Source organism: Novosphingobium sp. TK46 (assembly GCF_055361525.1).
In genome coordinates this window covers 2,960,126-2,980,778 of sequence record NZ_CM143963.1, presented here as the reverse complement: position 1 = coordinate 2,980,778, position 20,653 = coordinate 2,960,126, and the positions used below count along the sequence as shown (strand labels likewise).

At 64.8% G+C, this 20,653-nt stretch carries 16 protein-coding genes and 1 tRNA gene; 6 read left to right on the top strand and 11 right to left on the bottom strand.

The genetic code is table 11. The annotated features are described in order from the left end of the window. Nucleotides 1–149: 149 nt before the first annotated feature. Both ACXJ1Z_RS14295 and ACXJ1Z_RS14290 read right to left on the bottom strand, forming a co-directional pair. On the bottom strand, nt 150–1,628 hold the full coding sequence (locus ACXJ1Z_RS14295) for a DEAD/DEAH box helicase (RefSeq protein WP_463777529.1): 1,479 nt from the start codon (nt 1,626–1,628) through the stop codon (nt 150–152). A gap of 171 nt (nt 1,629–1,799) precedes the next feature. After that, entirely contained in the window at nt 1,800–2,375 is a 576-nt protein-coding gene (locus tag ACXJ1Z_RS14290) for a hypothetical protein (RefSeq protein ID WP_463777527.1), read from the bottom strand. A 198-nt stretch (nt 2,376–2,573) separates the two neighbouring features. Between ACXJ1Z_RS14290 and ACXJ1Z_RS14285 the strand changes: the two genes are divergently transcribed. Further along, on the top strand, nt 2,574–3,995 hold the full coding sequence (locus tag ACXJ1Z_RS14285; protein ID WP_463777526.1) for an FAD-binding oxidoreductase: 1,422 nt from the start codon (nt 2,574–2,576) through the stop codon (nt 3,993–3,995). A gap of 120 nt (nt 3,996–4,115) precedes the next feature. Then, nucleotides 4,116–4,901 (top strand): SapC family protein, encoded by a 786-nt coding sequence (locus tag ACXJ1Z_RS14280; protein ID WP_463777525.1) that lies wholly within the window; start codon nt 4,116–4,118, stop codon nt 4,899–4,901. Nucleotides 4,902–5,108: 207 nt separating this feature from the next. Here the strand turns inward: ACXJ1Z_RS14280 and ACXJ1Z_RS14275 are convergent, their stop codons facing one another. Continuing rightward, a complete protein-coding gene (locus ACXJ1Z_RS14275) occupies nt 5,109–6,083 on the bottom strand; it encodes an N-formylglutamate amidohydrolase (RefSeq protein WP_463777523.1) in 975 nt (324 codons plus the stop codon). Between the two features lie 165 nt (nt 6,084–6,248). Here ACXJ1Z_RS14275 and cpdR point away from each other — a divergent pair, with 165 nt between their 5' ends. The 4 genes from cpdR to ACXJ1Z_RS14255 all read left to right on the top strand — a co-directional run bounded on the left by cpdR (nt 6,249) and on the right by ACXJ1Z_RS14255 (nt 10,241). Continuing rightward, nucleotides 6,249–6,623 carry a cell cycle two-component system response regulator CpdR gene (cpdR, locus tag ACXJ1Z_RS14270; protein WP_463781259.1) on the top strand — a complete coding sequence of 125 codons (375 nt, stop codon included), beginning with the start codon at nt 6,249–6,251 and terminating at the stop codon, nt 6,621–6,623. 100 nt (nt 6,624–6,723) lie between these two features. Continuing rightward, nucleotides 6,724–6,798 (top strand) — tRNA-Val (locus tag ACXJ1Z_RS14265). 218 nt (nt 6,799–7,016) lie between these two features. After that, complete coding sequence (locus ACXJ1Z_RS14260; protein ID WP_463777522.1) at nt 7,017–8,240, top strand: NADP-dependent isocitrate dehydrogenase; 1,224 nt, start codon at nt 7,017–7,019, stop codon at nt 8,238–8,240. Between the two features lie 231 nt (nt 8,241–8,471). Then, a complete protein-coding gene (locus tag ACXJ1Z_RS14255; protein WP_463777521.1) occupies nt 8,472–10,241 on the top strand; it encodes a cation:proton antiporter domain-containing protein in 1,770 nt (589 codons plus the stop codon). A gap of 26 nt (nt 10,242–10,267) precedes the next feature. Here the strand turns inward: ACXJ1Z_RS14255 and alaS are convergent, their stop codons facing one another. The 8 genes from alaS to dapA form a co-directional block, all read right to left on the bottom strand. Beyond that, nucleotides 10,268–12,937 carry an alanine--tRNA ligase gene (alaS, locus tag ACXJ1Z_RS14250; RefSeq protein WP_463777519.1) on the bottom strand — a complete coding sequence of 890 codons (2,670 nt, stop codon included), beginning with the start codon at nt 12,935–12,937 and terminating at the stop codon, nt 10,268–10,270. Nucleotides 12,938–12,994: 57 nt separating this feature from the next. Then, nucleotides 12,995–13,918 (bottom strand): diacylglycerol/lipid kinase family protein, encoded by a 924-nt coding sequence (locus ACXJ1Z_RS14245; protein WP_463777517.1) that lies wholly within the window; start codon nt 13,916–13,918, stop codon nt 12,995–12,997. 277 nt (nt 13,919–14,195) lie between these two features. Then, nucleotides 14,196–15,269, bottom strand: a complete 1,074-nt coding sequence (gene recA / locus ACXJ1Z_RS14240; RefSeq protein ID WP_463777516.1) for a recombinase RecA — start codon at nt 15,267–15,269, stop codon at nt 14,196–14,198. A gap of 126 nt (nt 15,270–15,395) precedes the next feature. Beyond that, nucleotides 15,396–16,031 (bottom strand): hypothetical protein, encoded by a 636-nt coding sequence (locus tag ACXJ1Z_RS14235; protein WP_463777514.1) that lies wholly within the window; start codon nt 16,029–16,031, stop codon nt 15,396–15,398. After that, nucleotides 16,028–18,454, bottom strand: coding sequence for a hybrid sensor histidine kinase/response regulator (locus tag ACXJ1Z_RS14230; RefSeq protein WP_463777513.1), 2,427 nt, complete (start codon nt 18,452–18,454; stop codon nt 16,028–16,030). Before ACXJ1Z_RS14230 ends, ACXJ1Z_RS14235 begins: the two co-directional genes overlap by 4 nt. 13 nt (nt 18,455–18,467) lie before the next feature. Further along, on the bottom strand, nt 18,468–19,043 hold the full coding sequence (locus ACXJ1Z_RS14225) for a DUF2062 domain-containing protein (RefSeq protein ID WP_463777511.1): 576 nt from the start codon (nt 19,041–19,043) through the stop codon (nt 18,468–18,470). Continuing rightward, nucleotides 19,040–19,522, bottom strand: coding sequence for an SsrA-binding protein SmpB (smpB, locus tag ACXJ1Z_RS14220; RefSeq protein ID WP_463777509.1), 483 nt, complete (start codon nt 19,520–19,522; stop codon nt 19,040–19,042). The genes ACXJ1Z_RS14225 and smpB overlap by 4 nt, the downstream gene beginning before the upstream one ends. 195 nt (nt 19,523–19,717) lie before the next feature. Continuing rightward, on the bottom strand, nt 19,718–20,599 hold the full coding sequence (gene dapA, locus ACXJ1Z_RS14215; protein WP_463777507.1) for a 4-hydroxy-tetrahydrodipicolinate synthase: 882 nt from the start codon (nt 20,597–20,599) through the stop codon (nt 19,718–19,720). Nucleotides 20,600–20,653 lie beyond the last annotated feature (54 nt).

The following is a 20,653-nucleotide window of genomic DNA, read 5'->3' as shown; positions in this document are numbered from 1 at the left end:
TGAAAAGCCTACGAAAGCTCAACAGACAGACGACGATTGGGTGCTACATCGGGGGCGTTGAGCGATGCTCAAAAAGGCAGAAGGCCCTAAATCGACGACGAGCCGATCGGGTCGACAGTCAGCCGGATCCTGACAGGATCCGCACCGTCCTAGTTGAGAGCGGAAGCCTTGAGGAATTCCGGAACCGGACCGTTCCAGCCATCGTCCGGTCCATCCTGATCGCCATGACGTGGACGGCGTTCCTGACGCGGCTCGGCGTCCGGTGCGGCACGACGAGGGGTACGCTCGGGAGCAATGGATGCGGATGCGGATGCGCGCGGAGGCGCGACCGCTTCGACCACGGGCTGGGTGTCTTGCTCGATCGCCACATCCTCGCGGGCAGGACGCTTGCGGTCCTCGCGCGGCTCGCGAGCCGATCGCGACGTGCGCTCACGCTTCTTGCGGGGCTCGCGCTCCTGCGTCTGCGTGTCGGCCTGCGCTGGCGTGCTTTCAGCGGACGCGTCGGCGGCGGAACCGCCAGCGTCGTAGACCGGGATCGGACCGCCGGTCAGCTTCTCGACGTTCTGGATCGCCTCGGCATCTTCGGGTGCGACGAAGGTGAAGGCGCGACCGAGCGCGCCCGCGCGACCGGTGCGCCCGATGCGGTGGACATAGTCATCGGGATGCCAGGGCGTGTCGAAGTTGAAGACGTGGCTGACACCCTTGACGTCCAGCCCGCGCGCGGCGACGTCGGACGCGACCAGGATATTGATCTTGCCGTCCTTGAAGCGCTGCAATTCGGCGATACGCGAGGACTGGTCCATGTCGCCATGGATCTCGCCGCTCGAAAAGCCATAGCTGTTCAGGCTCTTGTTGATCTCGCGTACCGTGGTCTTGCGGTTGCAGAAGATGATGCCGGTCTGCACATCCTCGCTCTGCAGGATCTGGCGCAGCACATCACGCTTCTTGCGAGCGGTTACCGCGACCTTGAACTGGGCGATGTTGACGTTGGCCGACGCCGGCCGGGCGACCTCGATGTATTTGGGATTGGTCAGAAAACGATCGGCCAGCTTCTTGATCGGCGCCGGCATCGTCGCGGAGAACAACAGCGTCTGGCGGGTGGCCGGCAGCTTGGTGCAGATGTTCTCGATGTCCGGGATGAAGCCCATGTCGAGCATGCGATCGGCTTCGTCGATCACCAGCATCGAGCAGCCGTTCAGCATGATCTTGCCGCGTTCGAACAAGTCCATCAGGCGACCCGGCGTGGCGATCAGCACGTCGACGCCGTCGGCCAGTGCCTTGACCTGATCGCCCATCTGCACGCCGCCGATCAGCAGCGCCATCTTGAGATCGTGGTTCTTGCCATACTTCTCGAAGTTCTCGGCCACCTGGGCGGCAAGCTCTCGCGTCGGCTCGAGGATCAGCGAGCGCGGCATCAGCGCGCGACGGCGACCGTTCGCCAGGATGTCGATCATCGGCAGCACGAAGCTGGCGGTCTTGCCGGTACCGGTTTGCGCGATCGCGATGATGTCGCGCATCATGTGGACCTGCGGGATCGCCTGTTCCTGGATCGGAGTCGGCACGGTATAGCCGGAGTCCACGACCGCTTTCAGCAATTCGTCTGACAGGCCGAGATCGGCGAAGTTCATAGGCTTAGAGGTGTCCGGAAATAAGATGTCTCGCGCAAGATTGCAGATCCGGCATGGACCCGGCCCTGCGCGACACAGTCGCACGCTTGAGGCGCTCTACCCCTGAAACCGCCGGAAAGTCAAGTTTTCCCGACCATTCACGACAGTTGCGCGGGCGTTGGTAATAAGGCGCTAGTCGTCGTCTTCGACCAGCAGCCGGATGCGCGTCAGCTTGCAGGCGGTTCCGCTGCGCGAAAGCAGGGTATCACGATTGACGCAAAGATTTCCGTCGGTGCCGTGCGACAGGTAGAAGCCCGAGTAGAACGATCGCGCCAGGCAGCTGCGCTCCAACTGCGCATTGATCATCCGCCTATCGCGCAGGAACAGGATAAGGTTGTTCGGCCCATTGGGCTCGACACCGGCGATCGCGGCAACCGGCAGGCAATTGCCCACTTTGCGTTCGGAATAGCGGGGGCCGGCCGCGCCCTGCGGCAGCCCCATGAACATGTCGTGCGGCACGGGCACAGGCGATCGCGGCGCGACCCGGATCGTCATGCGCCGCTCTATATGGACCTGCCAGGCGCTGTCTGGTTCGAACGAGCGAACCACTCCAATCGGCCATTCCGGCGCAATCTGCGGCAACGATCCTTCCGTCGGACCTGCCGCCGCGATATCCGAAACCGGCGGCGATCCGTCACGCACCTCATCACCACCGATCGCCGCGACCAGCAGCGCCAGTGGCGCGAGCAAGGCGGCGGCAAGGTTCATCGTGTGGCTTCAGTCCCCAAGTTGCGTCACGCGTCGCGCCACAAACCCAAGCAGCAATCTTCGTTTCGCTGCAAGCGATTGAACCATCGCTTAACCCGATTGTACACCGATCCCGACGCCAGCTCGCCGTGACCCCGATGGGCCGCACGCTCGCCCCCTCTGTCCATGCCCGTGTCCGATGTGGCATAGATCCCGATCATGAGTGAACGAGAAAGCTTTCTGGCCGCCGCGCAGGATCTGCTGGGTCCACGCGGTCTGACGTGTGACACCGACCTGATCGAACCTTGGCTGACCGATTGGCGCGGGCGTTTCCATGGTCGCGCGCTGGCGATGGCTTCTCCCGTCGACACGGACGAGCTTGCCGCGCTTGTCGCTTTGTGCGCCCGACACCGGGTGCCCATCGTGCCGCAGGGGGGAAACAGCGGCATGGCCGGCGGCGCGACGCCGGACCAGAGCGGAGCGGCGGTGCTGCTATCGCTCCGCCGGATGAACACCATCGGGCCGATCGACCCGCAAGCGCGCCAGGTGACCTGCGGTGCCGGGGTGATCCTGCAGACCTTGCACGATGCCGCGGCTGCGCAAGGCCTGCGCTTTCCGCTGACACTGGGCGGCAAGGGTTCGGCGACCATCGGCGGGCTGGTCTCGACCAATGCGGGCGGTACCCAGGTGCTGCGTCATGGATCGATGCGCGCGCTGGTGCTGGGGCTCGAGGCGGTGCTGGCCGATGGCCAGGTGTTCTCGATGCTGACGCCGCTGAAGAAGGACAATCGTGGCTTCGATCTCAAGCAGCTGCTTGTGGGGTCCGAGGGGACGCTGGGCATCGTCACCGCCGCCACGCTCAAGCTGGTGCCCGCCATCGCCGAGCGTGTGGTGATCTGGGCCGGGGTGCCCAGCGTTCAGGCCGCGCGCACGCTGCTGCTGCATTGCGAAGGCGCTTGTGGCGATGCGCTGGAGGGGTTCGAGATCCTGCCGCATGCTTCCTTGCAGGCGGTGCTCGATCATGTGCCCACCGCCCGCGCGCCCCTTGTCGGGGATCATCCCTGGCAGATCCTGATCGAGGTGGTGGCCGATCGCTCCGGCGCGGATCGCTTGCGTGGCCGGTGCGAGACGATGCTGGAGAAAGCCTTCGAGGACGGACTGCTCGACGATGCGGTGATCGCGGCCAACGAGACGCAGGCAGAGGCATTCTGGCTGATCCGGGATTCGATCTCCGCCGCCGAACGTGAGCGAGGGCCCGCGGTCCAGCACGACATCTCGGTGCCGGTGGAGGCGATGCCCGATTTCATCGACGCGGCCGTGCCGCGGCTCGAAGCGAGCTGGCCGGGAACCGAGGCGATCGCGTTCGGCCATCTCGGCGATGGCAATGTCCACTTCCACGTCATCGCTCCGCAAGGAAGCGACGGCCCGGCGTGGCATGCGCACGATGGCAAGGCGATCAGCGCCCAAGTCCATGATCTGGTCACGCAATGGGGCGGCTCGATCTCGGCCGAGCACGGCATCGGGCAACTCAAGCGTGACGAGCTTGCACGACTGGGCGATCCCGTCGCGCTCGACATGATGCGGCGGGTGAAGCAGGCGCTGGATCCTTTGGGGCTGCTAAACCCGGGCAAGCTGCTGTAATCACGCAATCGCCGCGCCGAATGCCAGCGCCACCATCTACGCCGCGGCGGCACCGCTTGCGCGCATCCCGGCCATTGCCTAAGGCACCCGCACTTCAATCGCGACTTGCGGAGATTACCAATGGCCAGCGCGCCGCCGAGCGTTTCCCTGCCCCTGTTCTACAACGACCTGGTCCTGCTCAGCTCGCAAGAGCACGCGGATTGGAAGAGCCGCGCCACCGACAAGGCGATCTGGCTCAAGGGCGTGAACACCGTGCCGCTTACGGTCGAGGAGTTCCCGCTGGCGCAGCGCAACTTCCCGATCGTGTTCTCGTCCGGGGACCAGCCGTTTCCGATCGCGCTGATGGGCATGAACGACGACGTCAACGTCTTCGTCGACGACGATGGCACGGTGAACACCCCGATCTACATGCCGGCCTATGTCCGCCGCTATCCTTTCCTGCTCGCACGGATCCAGCCTGACTCGCAGGAGCTGTCGCTGTGCGTCGACCCCACCAGCGACCTCGTGGGTGAATTCGACGACGGCGAGCCCTTGTTCAACGGCAACGAGCCGAGCGAGAGCTGCCGCAACACGCTGCAGTTCTGCGAACAGTTCGAGATCGCCGGACAGAAGACCGCCAGCTTCATGGCCGAACTCGAAAAGCACAACCTGCTGATGGACGGTGAGCTGAACATCGACGTCGGGGGTGGCCAACCCTACAACTATCGCGGTTTCCGCATGGTCGACGAGAACAAGCTGCGCGAGATTCGCGGCGATATCCTGCGCACCTGGAATCAGAGCGGGCTGCTCGCCCTGATCTATGCGCACCTGTTCTCGCTCGATCTCGTACGCGACATCTTCAGCCGGCAGGTTGCGCAGGGCAAGGGCCCACAGTTGCCGAACGGTGCGAACGCCCTTCCCGCCTGATCCGGGAACCCACCAAGTCGACGGTCCAAATGCACCTAAAATGCGGTCGGGGTTGCAAGGCCCCATACACCCGTCTATATTACAAGAACTTCGCCAACGCTGCCCTCATGGCTTGGTGAAGTTTGGTGCGCTTAGGCGCGCCTCCTCCCTGAACCTTGGCCACCTCGCGCATTTGCGCGGGGTGGTTTTTTCTTGTCGTTGGTGGGCTTATTCCGCTGCCAGGGTCCAGCTATGATCAGGACTGTTGCCGGATAGCTCGGCGACGTTCGCCGCGAGGCGCCTGACCATGGCCGACAAGATCGCGACGACAGGTTCGAACCCGGAGCCCGGCTCGGCCATTCGCATGTCGAGGTAGCAGCTGCGATCGACTTCGATCTGCAGGGCATGAACACCCGCCGACGGACGGGCGTGCCGCTCAAGCACATAGCCGCCGGCGTAGGGGCGGTTGTGGGCAGCCGGTCGCCCTGCCTGCGCCAGTTGCGCGAAGGCCGATCCGACAAGACTGCCGTGGCAGGTCGTACCAAACCGATCGCCGATCACGAACTGTGCGGCGACCTGGCCGGTGCGTGCCACCAGCGGTGGCATCGAATGCAGATCGATCAGCAAGGCCACGCCCCAGCGCTCTCGCAACGCCTCGAGCATGGCGGCGAGTTGCCGATGGTAAGGCTCGTGGATCTGGGCGATCCTGGAAGTGAGGTCCTGTTCGTCGTGACGCCGCCGCCATAACTCGCCGATGCCCGGCAGCCGGCGCGGGATCAGACCCAGCCCGCTGCGCGCGCGCCGACTGGGATGATCGCCGCCCTGTGCGCTCGCCTGGCGCAACGCGGCATCAGGGCGGGCGGCGCGCTCGAACATCTCCCAGTCGACATCTTCAGGTGCGCGATTGAGATCGATCATCGCACGCGGCGCCTGCGCGATCAGCAAAGCCGCGCCCGTCTCGGCACCGACCGCCCGGGCCAGCCGGTCGACATAGCGATCCTCGAGCTTGAGCGCGGCGGCATCGGGATGGCGCATCTCGCGCAACAGAGCCGGCGAATAGGCACGTCCGGCATGGGGCACCGCGATCAGAACCGGAAGCGCCGATGGCTGATCGCCCCACGTGCGAAATGCCGCGATGTTCGGCGTGCCGGGAATCGACCCACCCGAGCCGGTGTGCGAATCGTTTTTGGCTCTCTCGCCCATCGCCGTCATTGCTGTCCTGTTCGCCGTCGTGTGTCAAAGACAGCCGGACCAGCTTGCCGCGAGAGCACGTGACAGGTACTTGGCCTTACCGAAATCTTAACCACCATGCACCCATATCCTCGCACGCGGCCGTTGGGAGCCGCAATGCATTTTCTGGATACCGCGATGATCCGCATTCTGCTTGCCGAAGACGACGAAGCCATGCGCATGTACTTGTCTCGCGCGCTTCAAAACGCAGGGTATGACGTCAGCACGGTCGATCGTGGCACCGACGCGCTGGAGTTGCTGAAGAACGAGACGTTCGATCTCCTGCTATCCGATATCGTCATGCCGGAAATGGATGGGATCGAACTCGCGCAGCGCTGCAACGAGGTTTCGCCCACTACCAAGGTGATGTTCATCACCGGCTTCGCAGCAGTCACCTTGCGTGCCAGCCGAGAAGCGCCGCAGGCGCGTGTTCTGTCCAAGCCGTTCCACTTGCGTGATCTGGTGCTTGAGGTGCAGCGCGTTTTCGGGCTGGCGGAACATGCTCATCTTTGACCTTCCAAGAAGGCTTGCATCCGGCTCAAGGCGCAGCTAAAGGGCGCTCCTCCGGAAGCGGGCCACGGCCCGCTACCCGGAAAAAAGGCGAATGGTGTTCGGGCGTATAGCTCAGTGGTAGAGCACTATGTTGACATCGTAGGGGTCGCAAGTTCAATCCTTGCTACGCCCACCATTCGAAAGGCCCGCAGATCTTCGGATCCTGCGGGCTTTTTCATGGCCAGAGCCGGTTCGTCACCGCGCCCTCGCGCTTCCTGGCCGACGGTGCGGATAATGGCCCAGCCGCCCACCCCCGGTCACATCGCCCCCTCGGCTAGTGGGACACGTGCCTTGCTAAGCGTCGCACCGCTGCCTAAGAAGCCGGCAAATTCCTCACCCCAGGGAGCGTTCTAGATGCAGAAGATCAAGGTCAAGAATCCAGTCGTCGAGATGGATGGCGACGAGATGACGCGGATCATCTGGGAATGGATCCGCGAACGGCTGATTCTTCCTTACCTCGACATCGACCTCAAGTATTACGATCTCTCGATCGAGCATCGCGATGCGACCGACGATCAGGTCACCATCGACAGCGCCAACGCGACCAAGGAATTCGGCGTTGCGGTGAAGTGCGCGACGATCACCCCCGACGAGCAGCGCGTCGAGGAATTCAGCCTCAAGAAGATGTGGAAGTCGCCCAACGGCACGATCCGCAACATTCTGGGCGGCGTCGTGTTCCGTGAGCCGATCGTGATCTCCAACGTGCCCCGCCTGGTTCCGGGCTGGACCGATCCGATCGTGGTCGGTCGTCATGCCTTTGGCGATCAGTACCGCGCCACCGACACGCTGATCCCCGGTCCGGGCAAGCTGCGTCTGGTGTTCGAGGGTGACGACGGCCAGAACATCGACCTCGAAGTGTTCAAGTTCCCCAGCGCCGGCGTGGCGATGGCGATGTACAACCTCGACGACTCGATCCGCGATTTCGCGCGCGCCTCGTTCAACTACGGCCTCAACCTCAAGTGGCCGGTGTACCTGTCGACCAAGAATACGATCCTAAAGGCCTATGACGGCCGCTTCAAGGATCTGTTCCAGGAAGTGTTCGACACCGAGGGCTTCGCCGAGCAGTTCAAGGCCGCGGGCATCGTCTACGAGCACCGCCTGATCGACGACATGGTCGCGTCCGCGCTCAAGTGGTCGGGCAAGTTCGTCTGGGCCTGCAAGAACTACGACGGTGACGTGCAGTCGGACACCGTCGCGCAAGGATTCGGCTCGCTGGGCCTGATGACCTCGGTGCTGCTCTCGCCCGATGGCAAGACGGTCGAGGCGGAAGCGGCGCACGGCACCGTGACTCGTCACTACCGCCAGCACCAGCAGGGCAAGGCGACTTCGACCAACCCGATCGCCTCGATCTTCGCCTGGACCCGCGGTCTCATGTATCGCGGCAAGTTCGACGAGACCCCGCAGGTCGTGAAGTTCGCCGAGACGATCGAGCGCATCTGCATCGAGACCGTCGAAAGCGGCAAGATGACCAAGGATCTCGCGCTGCTGATCGGCCCCGATCAGGCATGGATGACCACGGAGCAGTTCTTCGAGGCCATCGTGCAGAACCTCGAAGCCGAAATGGCCACCTGGGCCTGAAGCCCCTGGCATGACCCGATCGCGGCGGCCTTCTCCGGCGTGTCGCGGGTCGGGTCATCCACTTGACGATATTCGCGGCGCGAGTGAAGTGCGGTCGACAGACTCACTTCCTCGCGCCGCGATCGTTTCCGCCCCGGCACCACAACGGCCGCTCGCCTCTGCGCGATAAGCTGCGGCGATAGCTCTGCCCGATCCGTGACAAGCGCGGCCTTGATCGCGTAAGGGTCGGCCATGGCAAGCAGCGAACTTTACACTCCCGTCATCTCGGATGCGCTGGTAATTCTTGGCGCGGCGGGCGCGGTGATCCCGATCTTCGCGCGCTTTCGTATCACACCGGTGATCGGCTTTATCCTTGTAGGGCTGCTGGTCGGCCCCTTCGGGCTTGGTCGACTGGTCCCGAACTTTCCCTGGTTGTACCACTTCACCATCAGCGACCCCGCGGGTCTCGATGTCTTTGCCGAATTCGGGATCATCCTGCTGCTGTTCTCGATCGGGCTCGAACTGTCGTTCGGACGTCTGTGGCAGATGCGTCAGCAGGTCTTCGGACTAGGACTGCTGGAGATGCTGGGGATCGGCGCGGCGATCACCGGCGTCCTTTACGCCACCGGACATACGCTGGGTGCCGCACTGGCGCTGGGCCTCGCCCTGGCGCTGTCCTCGACCGCACTTGTCCTCAAGGTCACCAGCACCACCACGCCGGTAGGGCGAGCCGCGCTGGCCATGCTGCTGTTCGAGGACATCGCACTGGTGCCGATCATCTTTCTGCTCGGCGCGATGGGCCCCAACGCCCAGAACGGTGTCGGCGCCATCATCACTACGCTGGGCCTGGGCATCACCGTCATCCTCGCGCTGCTGGTATTCGGACGGTACCTGCTGCCTCCCCTGTTCGCACAGGCGGCCCGAACCAAGAGCCCCGAACTGTTCCTCGCCGCCTCGCTGCTGGTGGTCATCCTCGCCTCGCTGGCAACCGCTGCCGCCGGCCTTTCGCCCATCGTCGGTGCGTTGATCGCCGGGCTGCTCATTGCCGAGACCGAGTACCACGCCGAAGTCGAGCATATCACCGAACCCTTCAAGGGCCTGGCGCTCGGGGTATTCCTCATCACCGTGGGGATGAGCATCGATTTCGAAGTCGTCGCGCGTAACATCATGGCCATCCTGATCGCGACGGTCGGGGTGATCGCGCTGAAGGCGGTCGTCACCAGCGCCCTGCTGCGGGCGACCGGCGCGCGCCGTGGCATGGCGACCGAGACCGGCATCCTGATGTCCAGTCCATCGGAAACCACGCTGATCGTGCTCACCGCCGCGACGACCGCGCAGTTGATCGACCCGCAAACGGCGCAGTTCTGGCAGATCGTCACGGCGCTGGGCATGACGGTGACGCCGCTGCTCGCGCTGGGTGGCCGTTTCATGGCGCGCCGTGTCGATGCCTACGAGCCTCAGGCCGCCCTACCCGACGAGGCCGCGCCGCGCGCGATCATCGTCGGTTTCGGCCGGGTCGGTCAGCTTGTCGCCGACATGCTCGCCGCCCATGCGAAGCCCTATCTCGCGATAGACAGCGATGCCGACCTCGTGGTGGCGGGCAAGCACCAGGGTTACGCGGTGACGTTCGGCGACGCGGCCCGGGGCAACGCGCTCGATCGCGTCGGCATCGAGCGCGCCTCCGCGGTGATCCTGACGATGGATGAACCGGTCTTTGCCCAGCGGCTGGTGCGCCGCCTGCGCGCCGCCTATCCCGACTTGCCGATCATCGCCCGAGCCCGCGACACCACGCATGCGGCCGAACTCTATCGCGCTGGCGCCAGTCAGGCCGTCCCCGAGACACTGGAAAGTTCGCTCCAGCTATCGGAGGCGGTGCTGGTCGATCTTGGCGTGCCGATGGGCCCGGTAATCGCGTCGATTCACGAAAAGCGCGATGCTTTGCGCATGCAACTGATGGACGAAGGCGGTTTGACCGAAAAGCCTCGGCTAAAATCGTCGACCCTTCGCGAGCGAACCACCTGACCGCTCGCGGCCAGGCTAGCGGTTCATCACCCCCCAAGCACCGCACGAACGGCGGCGATCGCCTCGGCACCCTTGCCGCCGTCGGGCCCGCCGCCTTGCGCCATGTCCGGGCGACCACCGCCGCCTTTGCCGCCTAGCGCCTCGACGCCGGCACGCACCAGATCGACGGCGCTGACGCGGCCGACAAGATCTTCCGTCACCGCAGCGGCGATGCTCGCCTTGCCTTCGTTCACCGCAACGATCGCCGCCACGCCCGAGCCGAGCCGCTGCTTGGCCTGATCGAGCAAGCCGCGAAGTTCCTTGGGATCCAGACCTTCGAGCACCTGGCCGGAGAACTTGATTCCGCCGACCTCCTCGTCCGCCGGGCCAGCCGCCGTGGCGCCGCCAGTGCCCGCCAGCGCAAGCGCGCGCTTGGCATCGGCAAGTTCACGCTCGAGCTTGCGACGCTCGTCGAGCAAGGCCGCGACCCGCGTCTCGACCTCGTCCGGGGTGGTGCGCAGCAGGCTGGCGGTGCTCTTTAGCGCATCCTCGCGGGCGACCAGCCAGCGACGCGCGCCCTCGCCGGTCAGTGCCTCGATACGCCGCACACCCGAAGAGACGGCACTTTCCGACACGATGCGGAACACGCCGATGTCGCCCGTCGCTTCGACGTGGGTGCCGCCGCACAGTTCCACGGAATAGTTTCGGCTGCCGGCTACGCGACCCATCGCCAGCACCCGGACCTCGTCACCGTACTTCTCGCCGAACAGCGCCATGGCGCCGGCCTCGATCGCTTCGTCGGGGCTCATCAGCCGGGTCGACACCCGCTCGTTATGGCGGATCTCGGCGTTCACCTCGGCCTCGATCGCGGTTATGTCATCGTCGGTCAGGGGCTTGGGGTGCGAGAAGTCGAAGCGCAGGCGTTCTTGCGCCACCAGCGAGCCCTTCTGCGTCACATGCCCGCCCAACCGGTTGCGCAGCGCGGCGTGCAGCAGGTGTGTCGCCGAATGGTTCGCTCGGATCGCATCGCGCCGCTCGATATCGACGACCAGTTGAACGGTGTCGCCTACGGTGAGGGTACCGGCCTCGACCCGGCCCTGCATGGCATGCAGACGACCCAGCGGCTTGGCGGTGTCATCGACCACGATGCGCAGGTCGCCCGTGCCGCTGCCCGGCGCGCCGGTGATGATGCCGGCGTCACCCACCTGCCCGCCGCTTTCGCCATAGAACGCCGTCTGGTTGGTCAGCACAGTCACGGTATCGCCGGCTTCGACGAACGGCACTTCCTTGCCGTCGCGCACAAGCGCCACGACACGACCCTCGCCACTGTCGGAGGTGTAGCCGGTGAACTCGGTCGCGCCCTCGCGCTCGGCGATATCGAACCAGACCTCACCGTCAGCGGCCTGACCCGAGCCCTTCCAAGCGGCGCGCGCGGCTGCCTTTTGCTGCGCCATCGCCGCATCGAAACCAGCCCGATCGACACCGATCCCACGCGAACGCAGTGCGTCTTCGGTCAGGTCGTAGGGAAAGCCGAAGGTATCGTAGAGACGGAACGCGGTCTCACCCGGCAGCTCGCCGCCCTCGCTCATGCCGACGGTCGCTTCGTCGAGCAGGCGAAGACCATTGGATAGCGTACGGCGGAACTGAATCTCTTCGCGCTGGAGCGTCTCTTCGATCAACGGCTGGGCGCGGCCGAGTTCGGGGTAGGCCTGCCCCATCTCGGCCACGAGCGCGGGGACCAGCCGATGCATCAGCGGCTCCGATGCACCCAACAGATGCGCGTGCCGCATGGCGCGGCGCATGATCCGGCGCAGCACATAGCCACGGCCTTCGTTCGAGGGCAGAACCCCATCCGCCAGCAGAAACCCGGTCGAACGCAAGTGATCGGCGATGACGCGATGGCTCGCGCGCTGCGCGCCTTCGGCGGGCACGCTGGTCAGGCTTTCGGACGCGGCGATCAGCGCCTTGAACGTGTCGGTATCGTAATTGTCGTGCACGCCCTGCATCACCGCGGCGATGCGCTCCAGCCCCATGCCGGTGTCGATGGACGGGCGCGGCAGGTTGCCGACGATTTCGCCGGCCGCCTGCTCGAACTGCATGAACACCAGGTTCCAGATCTCGATGAAGCGGTCGCCGTCTTCATCCGGCGATCCCGGCGGGCCGCCCGCGATGTGTGGACCGTGATCGAAGAAAATCTCCGAGCATGGGCCACATGGGCCATCGTCGCCCATCGCCCAGAAGTTGTCCTTGGTGGCGATGCGGATGATGCGGTCTTCAGGGAGGCCGGCGATCTTCTGCCACAGCGCGAACGCCTCGTCGTCGGTGTGATAGACTGTGACCAGCAGCTTCTCTTCGGGCAGTCCCCAAACCTTCGTCAGCAGGGTCCAGGCGTGGGTGATCGCCTGCTCCTTGAAGTAGTCACCGAACGAGAAATTTCCGAGCATTTCGAAGAAAGTGTGATGCCGCGCGGTGTAGCCCACATTGTCGAGATCGTTGTGCTTGCCGCCCGCGCGAACGCACTTCTGCGACGAGGTTGCGCGCGGGGTGTCGCGGCTCTCCAGTCCCGTGAAGACGTTCTTGAACGGTACCATGCCCGCGTTGACGAACATCAGCGTGGGATCGTTGTACGGGACGAGCGGCGCCGACGCGGAAACCTCATGCCCTTGCGAGCCGAAGTATTCGAGGAAGGAACGGCGGATTTCATTGGTCGAGCGCATGGCTCAAGCCGATAAATCAGCCCTGCAGGCGCGGCAAGCGCGAAGGCACGATCATGCTCATCGCGGATCCGGCGAATCTGGCATCATGGCGGCCTCGGCAGCGCGCGGGCGCATGACCCACAACGCCTTGGGCCGGATGCTGAGCTTAAGCGGAAACATAAGGCGCACGACCTCGCCATCCAGCGCGACCGGATGACGGCCCGACCGTGAGATCAGCACTTCGCGCGCATCCGAAAGCGTCGCGAAATCCTGTTCGCGGTCGGCTTTGCCGCGCAATATACGCAGCGCTTCAGCGACAAGACCGGGGCCGCTGCGCGCCGTGACGGCGTAAAGCGACAGCACGCCATCTTCCAGGCTTTCACGCTGACCGACGGCGCCGGCCCCGAGCGAATAGCGATTGTTGCCGACAAACAGCAGCGGCGTTCGGACCAACTGCACGCGACCGTCGATGCTGATGCGAAGCTTGCGCGATCCCGGACGCCAGAGAACGCGTACAGCCGCCGGTATGGTCGCGAGCCACTTGGGTAAAGGCAGGCGATCGCGGTCGCGAACCATCCGCGGGTAGATCCCGAAAGAGGCATTGTTGATGAACACGCGGTCGCCCGCCAACCCGAAATCGGTCCGGCGCGCCTCACCCCGGCATGCGACATCGGCGGCGTGCGCGAGCGTACCGTCGAGACCGATCGCCTGCGCGAAATGATTGAGCGTGCCCAGCGGCAGAACGGCGAGACGCCTGTTCTGATTAGCCAGAACACCGGCTGCGGCAGAAATCGTACCGTCGCCACCGCCCACGACTACGGTATCGCCTTGCGCCTGCTGGACCGCCTCGGTCACATCGTCGCCATCGACCATCCGCAATGCGATCTCCGCGCCAACCGCGTCGAAGGCATCTTGCACCTGCATCGCCAGCTTATCGCCGAGACGGGACGCCAGCCCGCCATTGCGATTGATGACGACGGGTAGCGGCGGTTTGTTGGCCATGGCTGCGGCAACCACTGCGCGGCCTTCATGTTCCGCAGCCAAGTATGTCAGGAACGGTCCTGTCGCCGGTGAAACGATCTGAATGCGGTTGCCAAGTCCGCTGTCGTCAGGTTCGGTCCGACAGAAAGCGTCGTGCTTGCCTGATCCGGATCAGATCGTCGAAGCCCTGAAGACCACGCATCCCACGCCCGGAAACGAGATCAGCGTCGATCGATACGAGATTGGCTGACGCACCTTGGATCCGGCACTCGCGCGCTGACGAGTGCCGGACCTAGGATCAAACGTCGTCTTCCTCGGAAGGCCCAGCCATCATTTCTTCGGCAAGACCGGCGGTGCGATCACGAATCGCCTTCTCGAGACGATCGCAGACCTCCGGGTTGTTCCTCATGTAGGTCTTGGAATTCTCGCGACCCTGACCGATGCGGATCGAGTCGTAGCTGAACCAGGCACCCGATTTTTCCACCAGGCCGGCCTTGACGCCAAGATCGAGGATCTCGCCGATCTTGGAGATGCCTTCGCCGTACATGATGTCGAACTCGACCTGCTTGAACGGCGGCGCGACCTTGTTCTTCACCACCTTTACCCGGGTCGCGTTGCCGACGATCTCGTCGCGGTCCTTGATCTGGCCGGTGCGACGAATGTCGAGACGAACCGAGGCATAGAACTTGAGCGCGTTGCCGCCGGTCGTGGTCTCGGGATTGCCGTACATGACGCCGATCTTCATGCGCAGCTGGTTGATGAAGATCACCATGCAACGCGAACGACTGATCGAGCCGGTGAGCTTGCGCAGCGACTGGCTCATCAAACGAGCCTGAAGGCCGACGTGGCTGTCGCCCATCTCGCCCTCGATCTCGGCCCGCGGAACCAGCGCCGCAACCGAATCGACCACCAACACGTCGATCGCGTTGGAACGCACCAGCGTATCGACGATCTCGAGCGCCTGTTCGCCAGTGTCAGGCTGCGAGACGATCAGTTCGTCGATATTGACGCCCAGCTTCTTGGCATAGACCGGGTCGAGCGCGTGTTCGGCGTCGATGAAAGCGGCGGTGCCACCGATCTTCTGCGCTTCGGCAATGCAGTGCAGCGCCAGAGTCGTCTTGCCCGAGCTCTCCGGACCATAGATTTCGATGACGCGCCCGCGCGGCAAACCGCCGACGCCCAGCGCGATGTCGAGCCCGAGCGAGCCGGTGGAAACGGACTCCACCTGCATCGTCTCCTTCGAGCCGAGCTTCATCGCGCTGCCCTTGCCGAATGCGCGGTCGATCTGCGCGAGTGCGGCTTCCAGGGCCTTTTGCCGGTCCATTGCGTCCTTGTCCTTGCCTTCTTGGATCAGCTTGAGCTGAGCAGCCATTTCGTTATCTCCTCGCTACCGGGCTGACCGGAAAGGTCAACGTCCACGCCAGCGGATGTATTCTCTTTGTTCCGATAGAACAAGAGAGGAACATGTGCTGTTGGCAAATTTAAGCGGGCTGACCGTCTAGCTCGATGCCGGCGCCAAGGCCGTCATCGTCGATCGGACACGTGGCGCGGCCGATTGCCTCGCAAAGGTCGGTTTCGCGCCAACCCCTGTGTCGGCGGACGCGGCGGCAGCGGCGATCAATCGGGCAAACTCGGCATCGTTCAACGCGGCGGGGGGACGCCCGTACAAGTCATGACTCGCCTGATAGACGCCGCGCATCCATCCATGCGGGCCGCGTCCCATTTCCACAGTTTCCAGCCACAAAGCCGCCAATCGCGGCCCGGAGAGCTCCGCTTCCAGCCCGCTGGCATAGCCGGCCAGGCGAATCCTGCCGATGCCTGGCGTATAATGCTCGAACGCCATTCGCTTCGCCAACGCATGGGCCAGAATGGGCACGCCTCCTGCAGGATCGCTCGCCAAATCCTCGCTTGCAGGGACGAGTGCCGCGAGCATCTGTCCCTCGCGACCGGCGCCAAGGCCCGCAGCGCCTTCGCCGCGCGCGATCAGCCGGTCGGCCAGGCGCGCAAGCGGGCGTGTGTCGTCGCGCGCGTCGGCACGTCCGCCGGCGTAGTAGCCGCCCAGCCCGGCAAGCAGACCGAACACCATGACAGCAAGGACGAACAGCGACCTGCTAACGCGCGCGGCCTTGCTCATGGGGCCGGCTGCGCCGAACGCGCCAGAACGTCGCCGACTTTTTCCGACAGTTGCTGCACCGAGAAAGGCTTGGGCATGAACCAGGCGTTGGCGATGCCGATCTCCTTGCGCAGCTGTTCCTCGGCATAGCCGGACATGAACAGGACCGGCAGGTCCGGCACGATCTCACGGATGTGGCGCGCCATCGCCGGGCCATCCATCGTCGGCATCACCACGTCGCTGACCAAGAGATCGAAACGCTGGCCCTGCTGCACCAGATCGAGCCCCTCTTCGCCATCCCGCGCGGAGGTGACCTGGTAGCCCTGCCGAGTGAGCGCCCGCTCGGCGACGACGCGGACGGGATCCTCGTCCTCGACCAGCAGGATGCGACCGCCCCCGGCCCATTGGCGGGGCGCTTCGGCAGGCTTGGCCAGCGGGCGCGCGGCTCCGGGTCCGGCATGATCGACCGGTAGATAGACCGTGAAGACGGTGCCGATCCCCACTCTGCTGTCGGCAAAGATGAAGCCGCCCGATTGCTTGACGATGCCGTAGACCGTCGAAAGGCCGAGGCCGGTACCCTTGCCCTGCTCCTTGGTGGTGAAGAACGGCTCGAAGATCTTGCCCAGATGCTCGGGCGCGATGCCGCCGCCGGTGTCCTCCACCCGCAGCGCTGTATATTCACCGACCGGGATGATCTCGCTGCGCATGGCGCGGACGTCGGCGGTGGTGACGCGGCGGGTCGAAAGATTGAGCCGACCCGAGCCGTCGCCGCGCGACTGCATGGCGTCGCGCGCGTTGACCGCCAGGTTGACGATCACTTGCTCGAGCTGGGTGGGATCGGCGCGTACGGGCCCGAGATCACGGTCGTGGGTGACGACCAGCTGGATCTTCTCGCCGATCAGCCGACGCAGCATCTGCGAGACGTCGGCGACGACATCGGGCAGTTGCAGGACTTCGGGCCGCAACGTCTGCTGACGGGAAAATGCGAGCAACTGGCGAGTCAGCGAGGCCGCGCGGTTCGAGTTGGCGCGGATCTGCTGAATATCGTCATAGTCCGAATCGCCGGGCGTGTGCCGCATCAGCATCAGGTCACAGGTTCCGAGGATCGCGGTAAGCACGTTGTTGAAATCGTGCGCGACGCCGCCTGCGAGCTGGCCGACCGCCTGCATTTTGGTGGCTTGCGCGACCTGCCGCTTGAGCCGCGTCTCTTCGGACGAATCGGTCAGCCCCAGCAGCACTGCCGCCTCACCCAGGCCGCGCACACCGGCGAGGCTGAGCGAGACCGGCTCGTCGGCCTGACCGGTAAGCCGCACGGCGATGTCCCCGGCGGCGGCGGGCCCTTGCGCGAAACGGCGGATCGCCTCGGCCAGCGCGCGCTTGTCTTCCTTGACGACCAGGTCGGTGGGGTAGGTCGGCGGGGGCTGGCCTTCGCAGAAGGCGGCGCGCATGAACGCGGCATTGGCGAATAGCAGGCGACCATCGCGATCCGCCATCGCCAGACCAAGCGGCAGCTGGCCCAGCAGAGCCTCGAGATGCGGCACGGCGGCACCGGTGCCCTCTCCGGCGCCGATCCCCAGGCCGGCATCGACGACCAGGATCAGCGATGGCGTCGTCAGCGGATCGGGATCACCGGACTGATCGAGGTTGGCGACCGGCACATGGTACAACATGAGCGGCGTCGCGCGCTGACCATCGCGGGCCCAGACGATGCGATCGCCCTCTTCCTGGCGCAGGAGATCGACGAACGGCTGGCCGACGACCGAGGTCAGCGCATCGCCGGTCGCGCGCTCGGCAAAACCGGCGCTGGCGGCACGGATCTGACCATCAGGATCGACCAGCGCCGCGGCGATCCCGGCGTATGACAAGGCTCGACCCAGCTTGTCGTCAAGATGCGCCACCAGCTCCGACACAGGATCACCCTGAATGTGCGACGCGAACTGCCAGACCAGGAAGTCCTCGCCCCGGCCTGCTCGCTGGACATGCGCCTGCCAGTGCTGAGCGCCGGCCGCATCCACGGCATCGAGCGCCAGTTGCGCCCCGCCGTCGCGCCAGGCGAGGCGCACCGCCTCTGCAAGGCGTTCGCGCGAGGGATCGTCGATCGGCAGGTGCGGCGGGGCGCTGCCGGCGCCGAACCACGCCTCGTACAACGAATTGGCGCAGACCAGGCGCCCGGCCCGGTCGGTCACCGCCACGGCCGCGTCGGGACGTTCGATCGCGGCCACGGTCACCGACCAGTCCGGGGTCGCGAACTCCTGCTCCGGCGCGGCCGCGCGTTTCCTGCTTACCGCGAGAGCGGCTGCTCCGAACGCGAGCAGGCCGGCGACGAACACCGCGACCACCACGCCGTCATGGGTGGCGAACCACACCAGGGCGATGCTTGCCGCGATCGCGACGATGATGGCGGCGAGTTCGCCCGGCCCGCGTACGGGTCCGGCCTCGATCACGAATCGGGCTCGTTCATGCCCGCGGCTCCAGCAGCGGCGCCCGCGCGGGCCGCAGCTTGCGCGCGCGGTGCTTGCGGCCGATCCATGCACGCCAGAACCACATGGCGATGAAGTAGCCGACGATTGCGGCAACGACCGAGATGATGAACAGGCCGATGACGAGTGACGGCGCCGCGTCGGAAAGGAGCCAGTAAAGCCAGTCGCGCAGGCTGGCGTGTTCCTTGTACAAGCGCCAGAACGTCGAGATGTCGGCGTGATAACCCAGGTGATTGCCGATCCAGATCGAGCCGATCAGGATGAACGGCGTGGTCGGCGGGATCGACAGGAACGTCATCGCGACCGCCAGCGGGATATTGCCCCGGAAAGGCACGCACATCAGCGCCGCGCCGACGATCTGCACGCCGGGTATCATCGCGAAGATACCCACGAAAATGCCCAAAGCCACGCCACGCGGAACCGAGCGCCGCGTGAAGCGGAACAGTTCCTGCCGGCGCGCCAGCGGCGCGGTCAGACGGTTTGCGGCCAGCGATTCGTGCGTCGGTATCTGCGAATGGAACCAGCGCGCGATACGGGCAGACAGCGTGCTCATCCGTGCTCTCGCATGATCCTGCCTTGTTCACGCTTCCAATCGCGCTCCTTGACCGTGTCGCGCTTGTCGGCCGCATTCTTGCCGCGTGCAAGCGCGAGTTCCACCTTGGCGCGGCCCCGGCCATTGAAATAGATCGACAATGGAACAAGCGTCATACCCTTGCGCTCGACCATGCCGTGCAGCTTGGCGATCTCGCGTTCCTTCAGCAGCAGCTTGCGCGGTCGCTTGGGCACGTGGTTGTAGCGATTGCCGTGGCTGAACTCGGGCACGTTGGAGTTGACCAGCCAGCATTCGCCGTCACGAATCTCCGCATAGGCCTCCGCGATCGAGCCCTCGCCAAAGCGAAGCGACTTCACCTCGGTGCCGGTCAGCATGATGCCGGCCTCGTAGACGTCGTCGATGAAGTACTCGAAACGAGCGCGGCGATTCTCCGCCACGCTCTTCACCTTGTCGAATTCTTTGTGTTGGGGGCGTGCCATGGTGCGTGGCATGTAGGTGCACACCGCAGCAAAATAAATCATGAACGCGGCTAAGGTAAAAAGTTAGTTGCGCATGCCTTGCGCCACACCGAGCCACCGCCATGTTGCCCGGAGCGACATCGCGCACCAGGAACCTCAGATAACCGACAGTCTATCGCGTTCTGCCTTCGCCGACGCGAGGGCGCACTGACCGGCTCAGACCAGTCCGGCGTGCCTCAAAGCGGCATCGACCGCGGTGCGAGCCTTGTCGCTGCAAGGGACCAGCGGCAGCCGCAACTCGTTCTCGATCCAGTCATGGACTTGCGCCAGCGCGTACTTGCACGGACCGGGCGAGCTGTCCTCGAACATGGCATAGTGCAGCGGGTACAGCTTGTCGTTGAGGTCGCGCGCACGCTGCAGGTCATTCGCGGCGCAGGCAGCCTGGAACTCCGCGCACAAGGCCGGCGCGACGTTGGCGGTGACCGAGATGCAGCCGACGCCACCGGCCGCGTTGAACGGCAAGGCAAGTTCGTCGTCGCCCGACAGCTGGCAGAACTGCTTGGAGATGCCCATGCGGTGATCGGTCACGCGGCTGAGATCCCCGCTGGCGTCCTTGATCCCCACGAACGTGTCCGGAAAGCGGCGCGCCAGCTCGCAGACGGTTTCGGGCTGGAGGTCGGTCACGGTGCGGCCCGGCACGTTGTACAGCACGATCGGCAGGTCGATATGCTCGGCCAGGTAGGAGAAGTGCGCGAGCAGGCCCTCCTGGCTGGGGCGATTGTAATAGGGTGCGACGCATAGCGCGGCGGCCGCGCCCGACTTCTTCGAGAAATTCATGTGGAGAAGTGCGTTCATCGTATCGTTGCTGCCGCACCCGGCGATCACCGGCACCCGGCCGGCCGCCTGCTCGACGCAGACTTCGATCACGCGGTGGTGTTCGGCGTTGGAGAGCGTGGAATTCTCACCCGTGGTACCGCATGGAACCAGCGCCGACGAACCGTTCTCGATCTGCCACTCGACCAGCTTGCGAAAGGCGTTCTCGTCGAAGGCACCATCGCGGAACGGAGTAACGAGTGCTGGAATCGAACCCGAGAACATGGACTTCGCCTTTGCTGTTGGTCATCAGGACGGCATATCCGGATCACAGGTGAG

Coding starts and splice junctions, on each gene's coding strand:
- ACXJ1Z_RS14285 (WP_463777526.1), top strand. CDS start 2,574: ATGAGTGAACGAGAAAGCTTTCTGGCCGCCGCGCAGGATCTGCTGGGT.
- ACXJ1Z_RS14255 (WP_463777521.1), top strand. CDS start 8,472: ATGGCAAGCAGCGAACTTTACACTCCCGTCATCTCGGATGCGCTGGTA.
- ACXJ1Z_RS14290 (WP_463777527.1), bottom strand. CDS start 2,375: ATGAACCTTGCCGCCGCCTTGCTCGCGCCACTGGCGCTGCTGGTCGCG.
- alaS (WP_463777519.1), bottom strand. CDS start 12,937: ATGCGCTCGACCAATGAAATCCGCCGTTCCTTCCTCGAATACTTCGGC.
- ACXJ1Z_RS14295 (WP_463777529.1), bottom strand. CDS start 1,628: ATGAACTTCGCCGATCTCGGCCTGTCAGACGAATTGCTGAAAGCGGTC.
- ACXJ1Z_RS14245 (WP_463777517.1), bottom strand. CDS start 13,918: ATGGCCAACAAACCGCCGCTACCCGTCGTCATCAATCGCAATGGCGGG.
- ACXJ1Z_RS14280 (WP_463777525.1), top strand. CDS start 4,116: ATGGCCAGCGCGCCGCCGAGCGTTTCCCTGCCCCTGTTCTACAACGAC.
- cpdR (WP_463781259.1), top strand. CDS start 6,249: ATGATCCGCATTCTGCTTGCCGAAGACGACGAAGCCATGCGCATGTAC.
- ACXJ1Z_RS14275 (WP_463777523.1), bottom strand. CDS start 6,083: ATGGGCGAGAGAGCCAAAAACGATTCGCACACCGGCTCGGGTGGGTCG.
- recA (WP_463777516.1), bottom strand. CDS start 15,269: ATGGCTGCTCAGCTCAAGCTGATCCAAGAAGGCAAGGACAAGGACGCA.
- ACXJ1Z_RS14260 (WP_463777522.1), top strand. CDS start 7,017: ATGCAGAAGATCAAGGTCAAGAATCCAGTCGTCGAGATGGATGGCGAC.
- smpB (WP_463777509.1), bottom strand. CDS start 19,522: ATGGCACGCCCCCAACACAAAGAATTCGACAAGGTGAAGAGCGTGGCG.
- dapA (WP_463777507.1), bottom strand. CDS start 20,599: ATGTTCTCGGGTTCGATTCCAGCACTCGTTACTCCGTTCCGCGATGGT.
- ACXJ1Z_RS14235 (WP_463777514.1), bottom strand. CDS start 16,031: ATGAGCAAGGCCGCGCGCGTTAGCAGGTCGCTGTTCGTCCTTGCTGTC.
- ACXJ1Z_RS14225 (WP_463777511.1), bottom strand. CDS start 19,043: ATGAGCACGCTGTCTGCCCGTATCGCGCGCTGGTTCCATTCGCAGATA.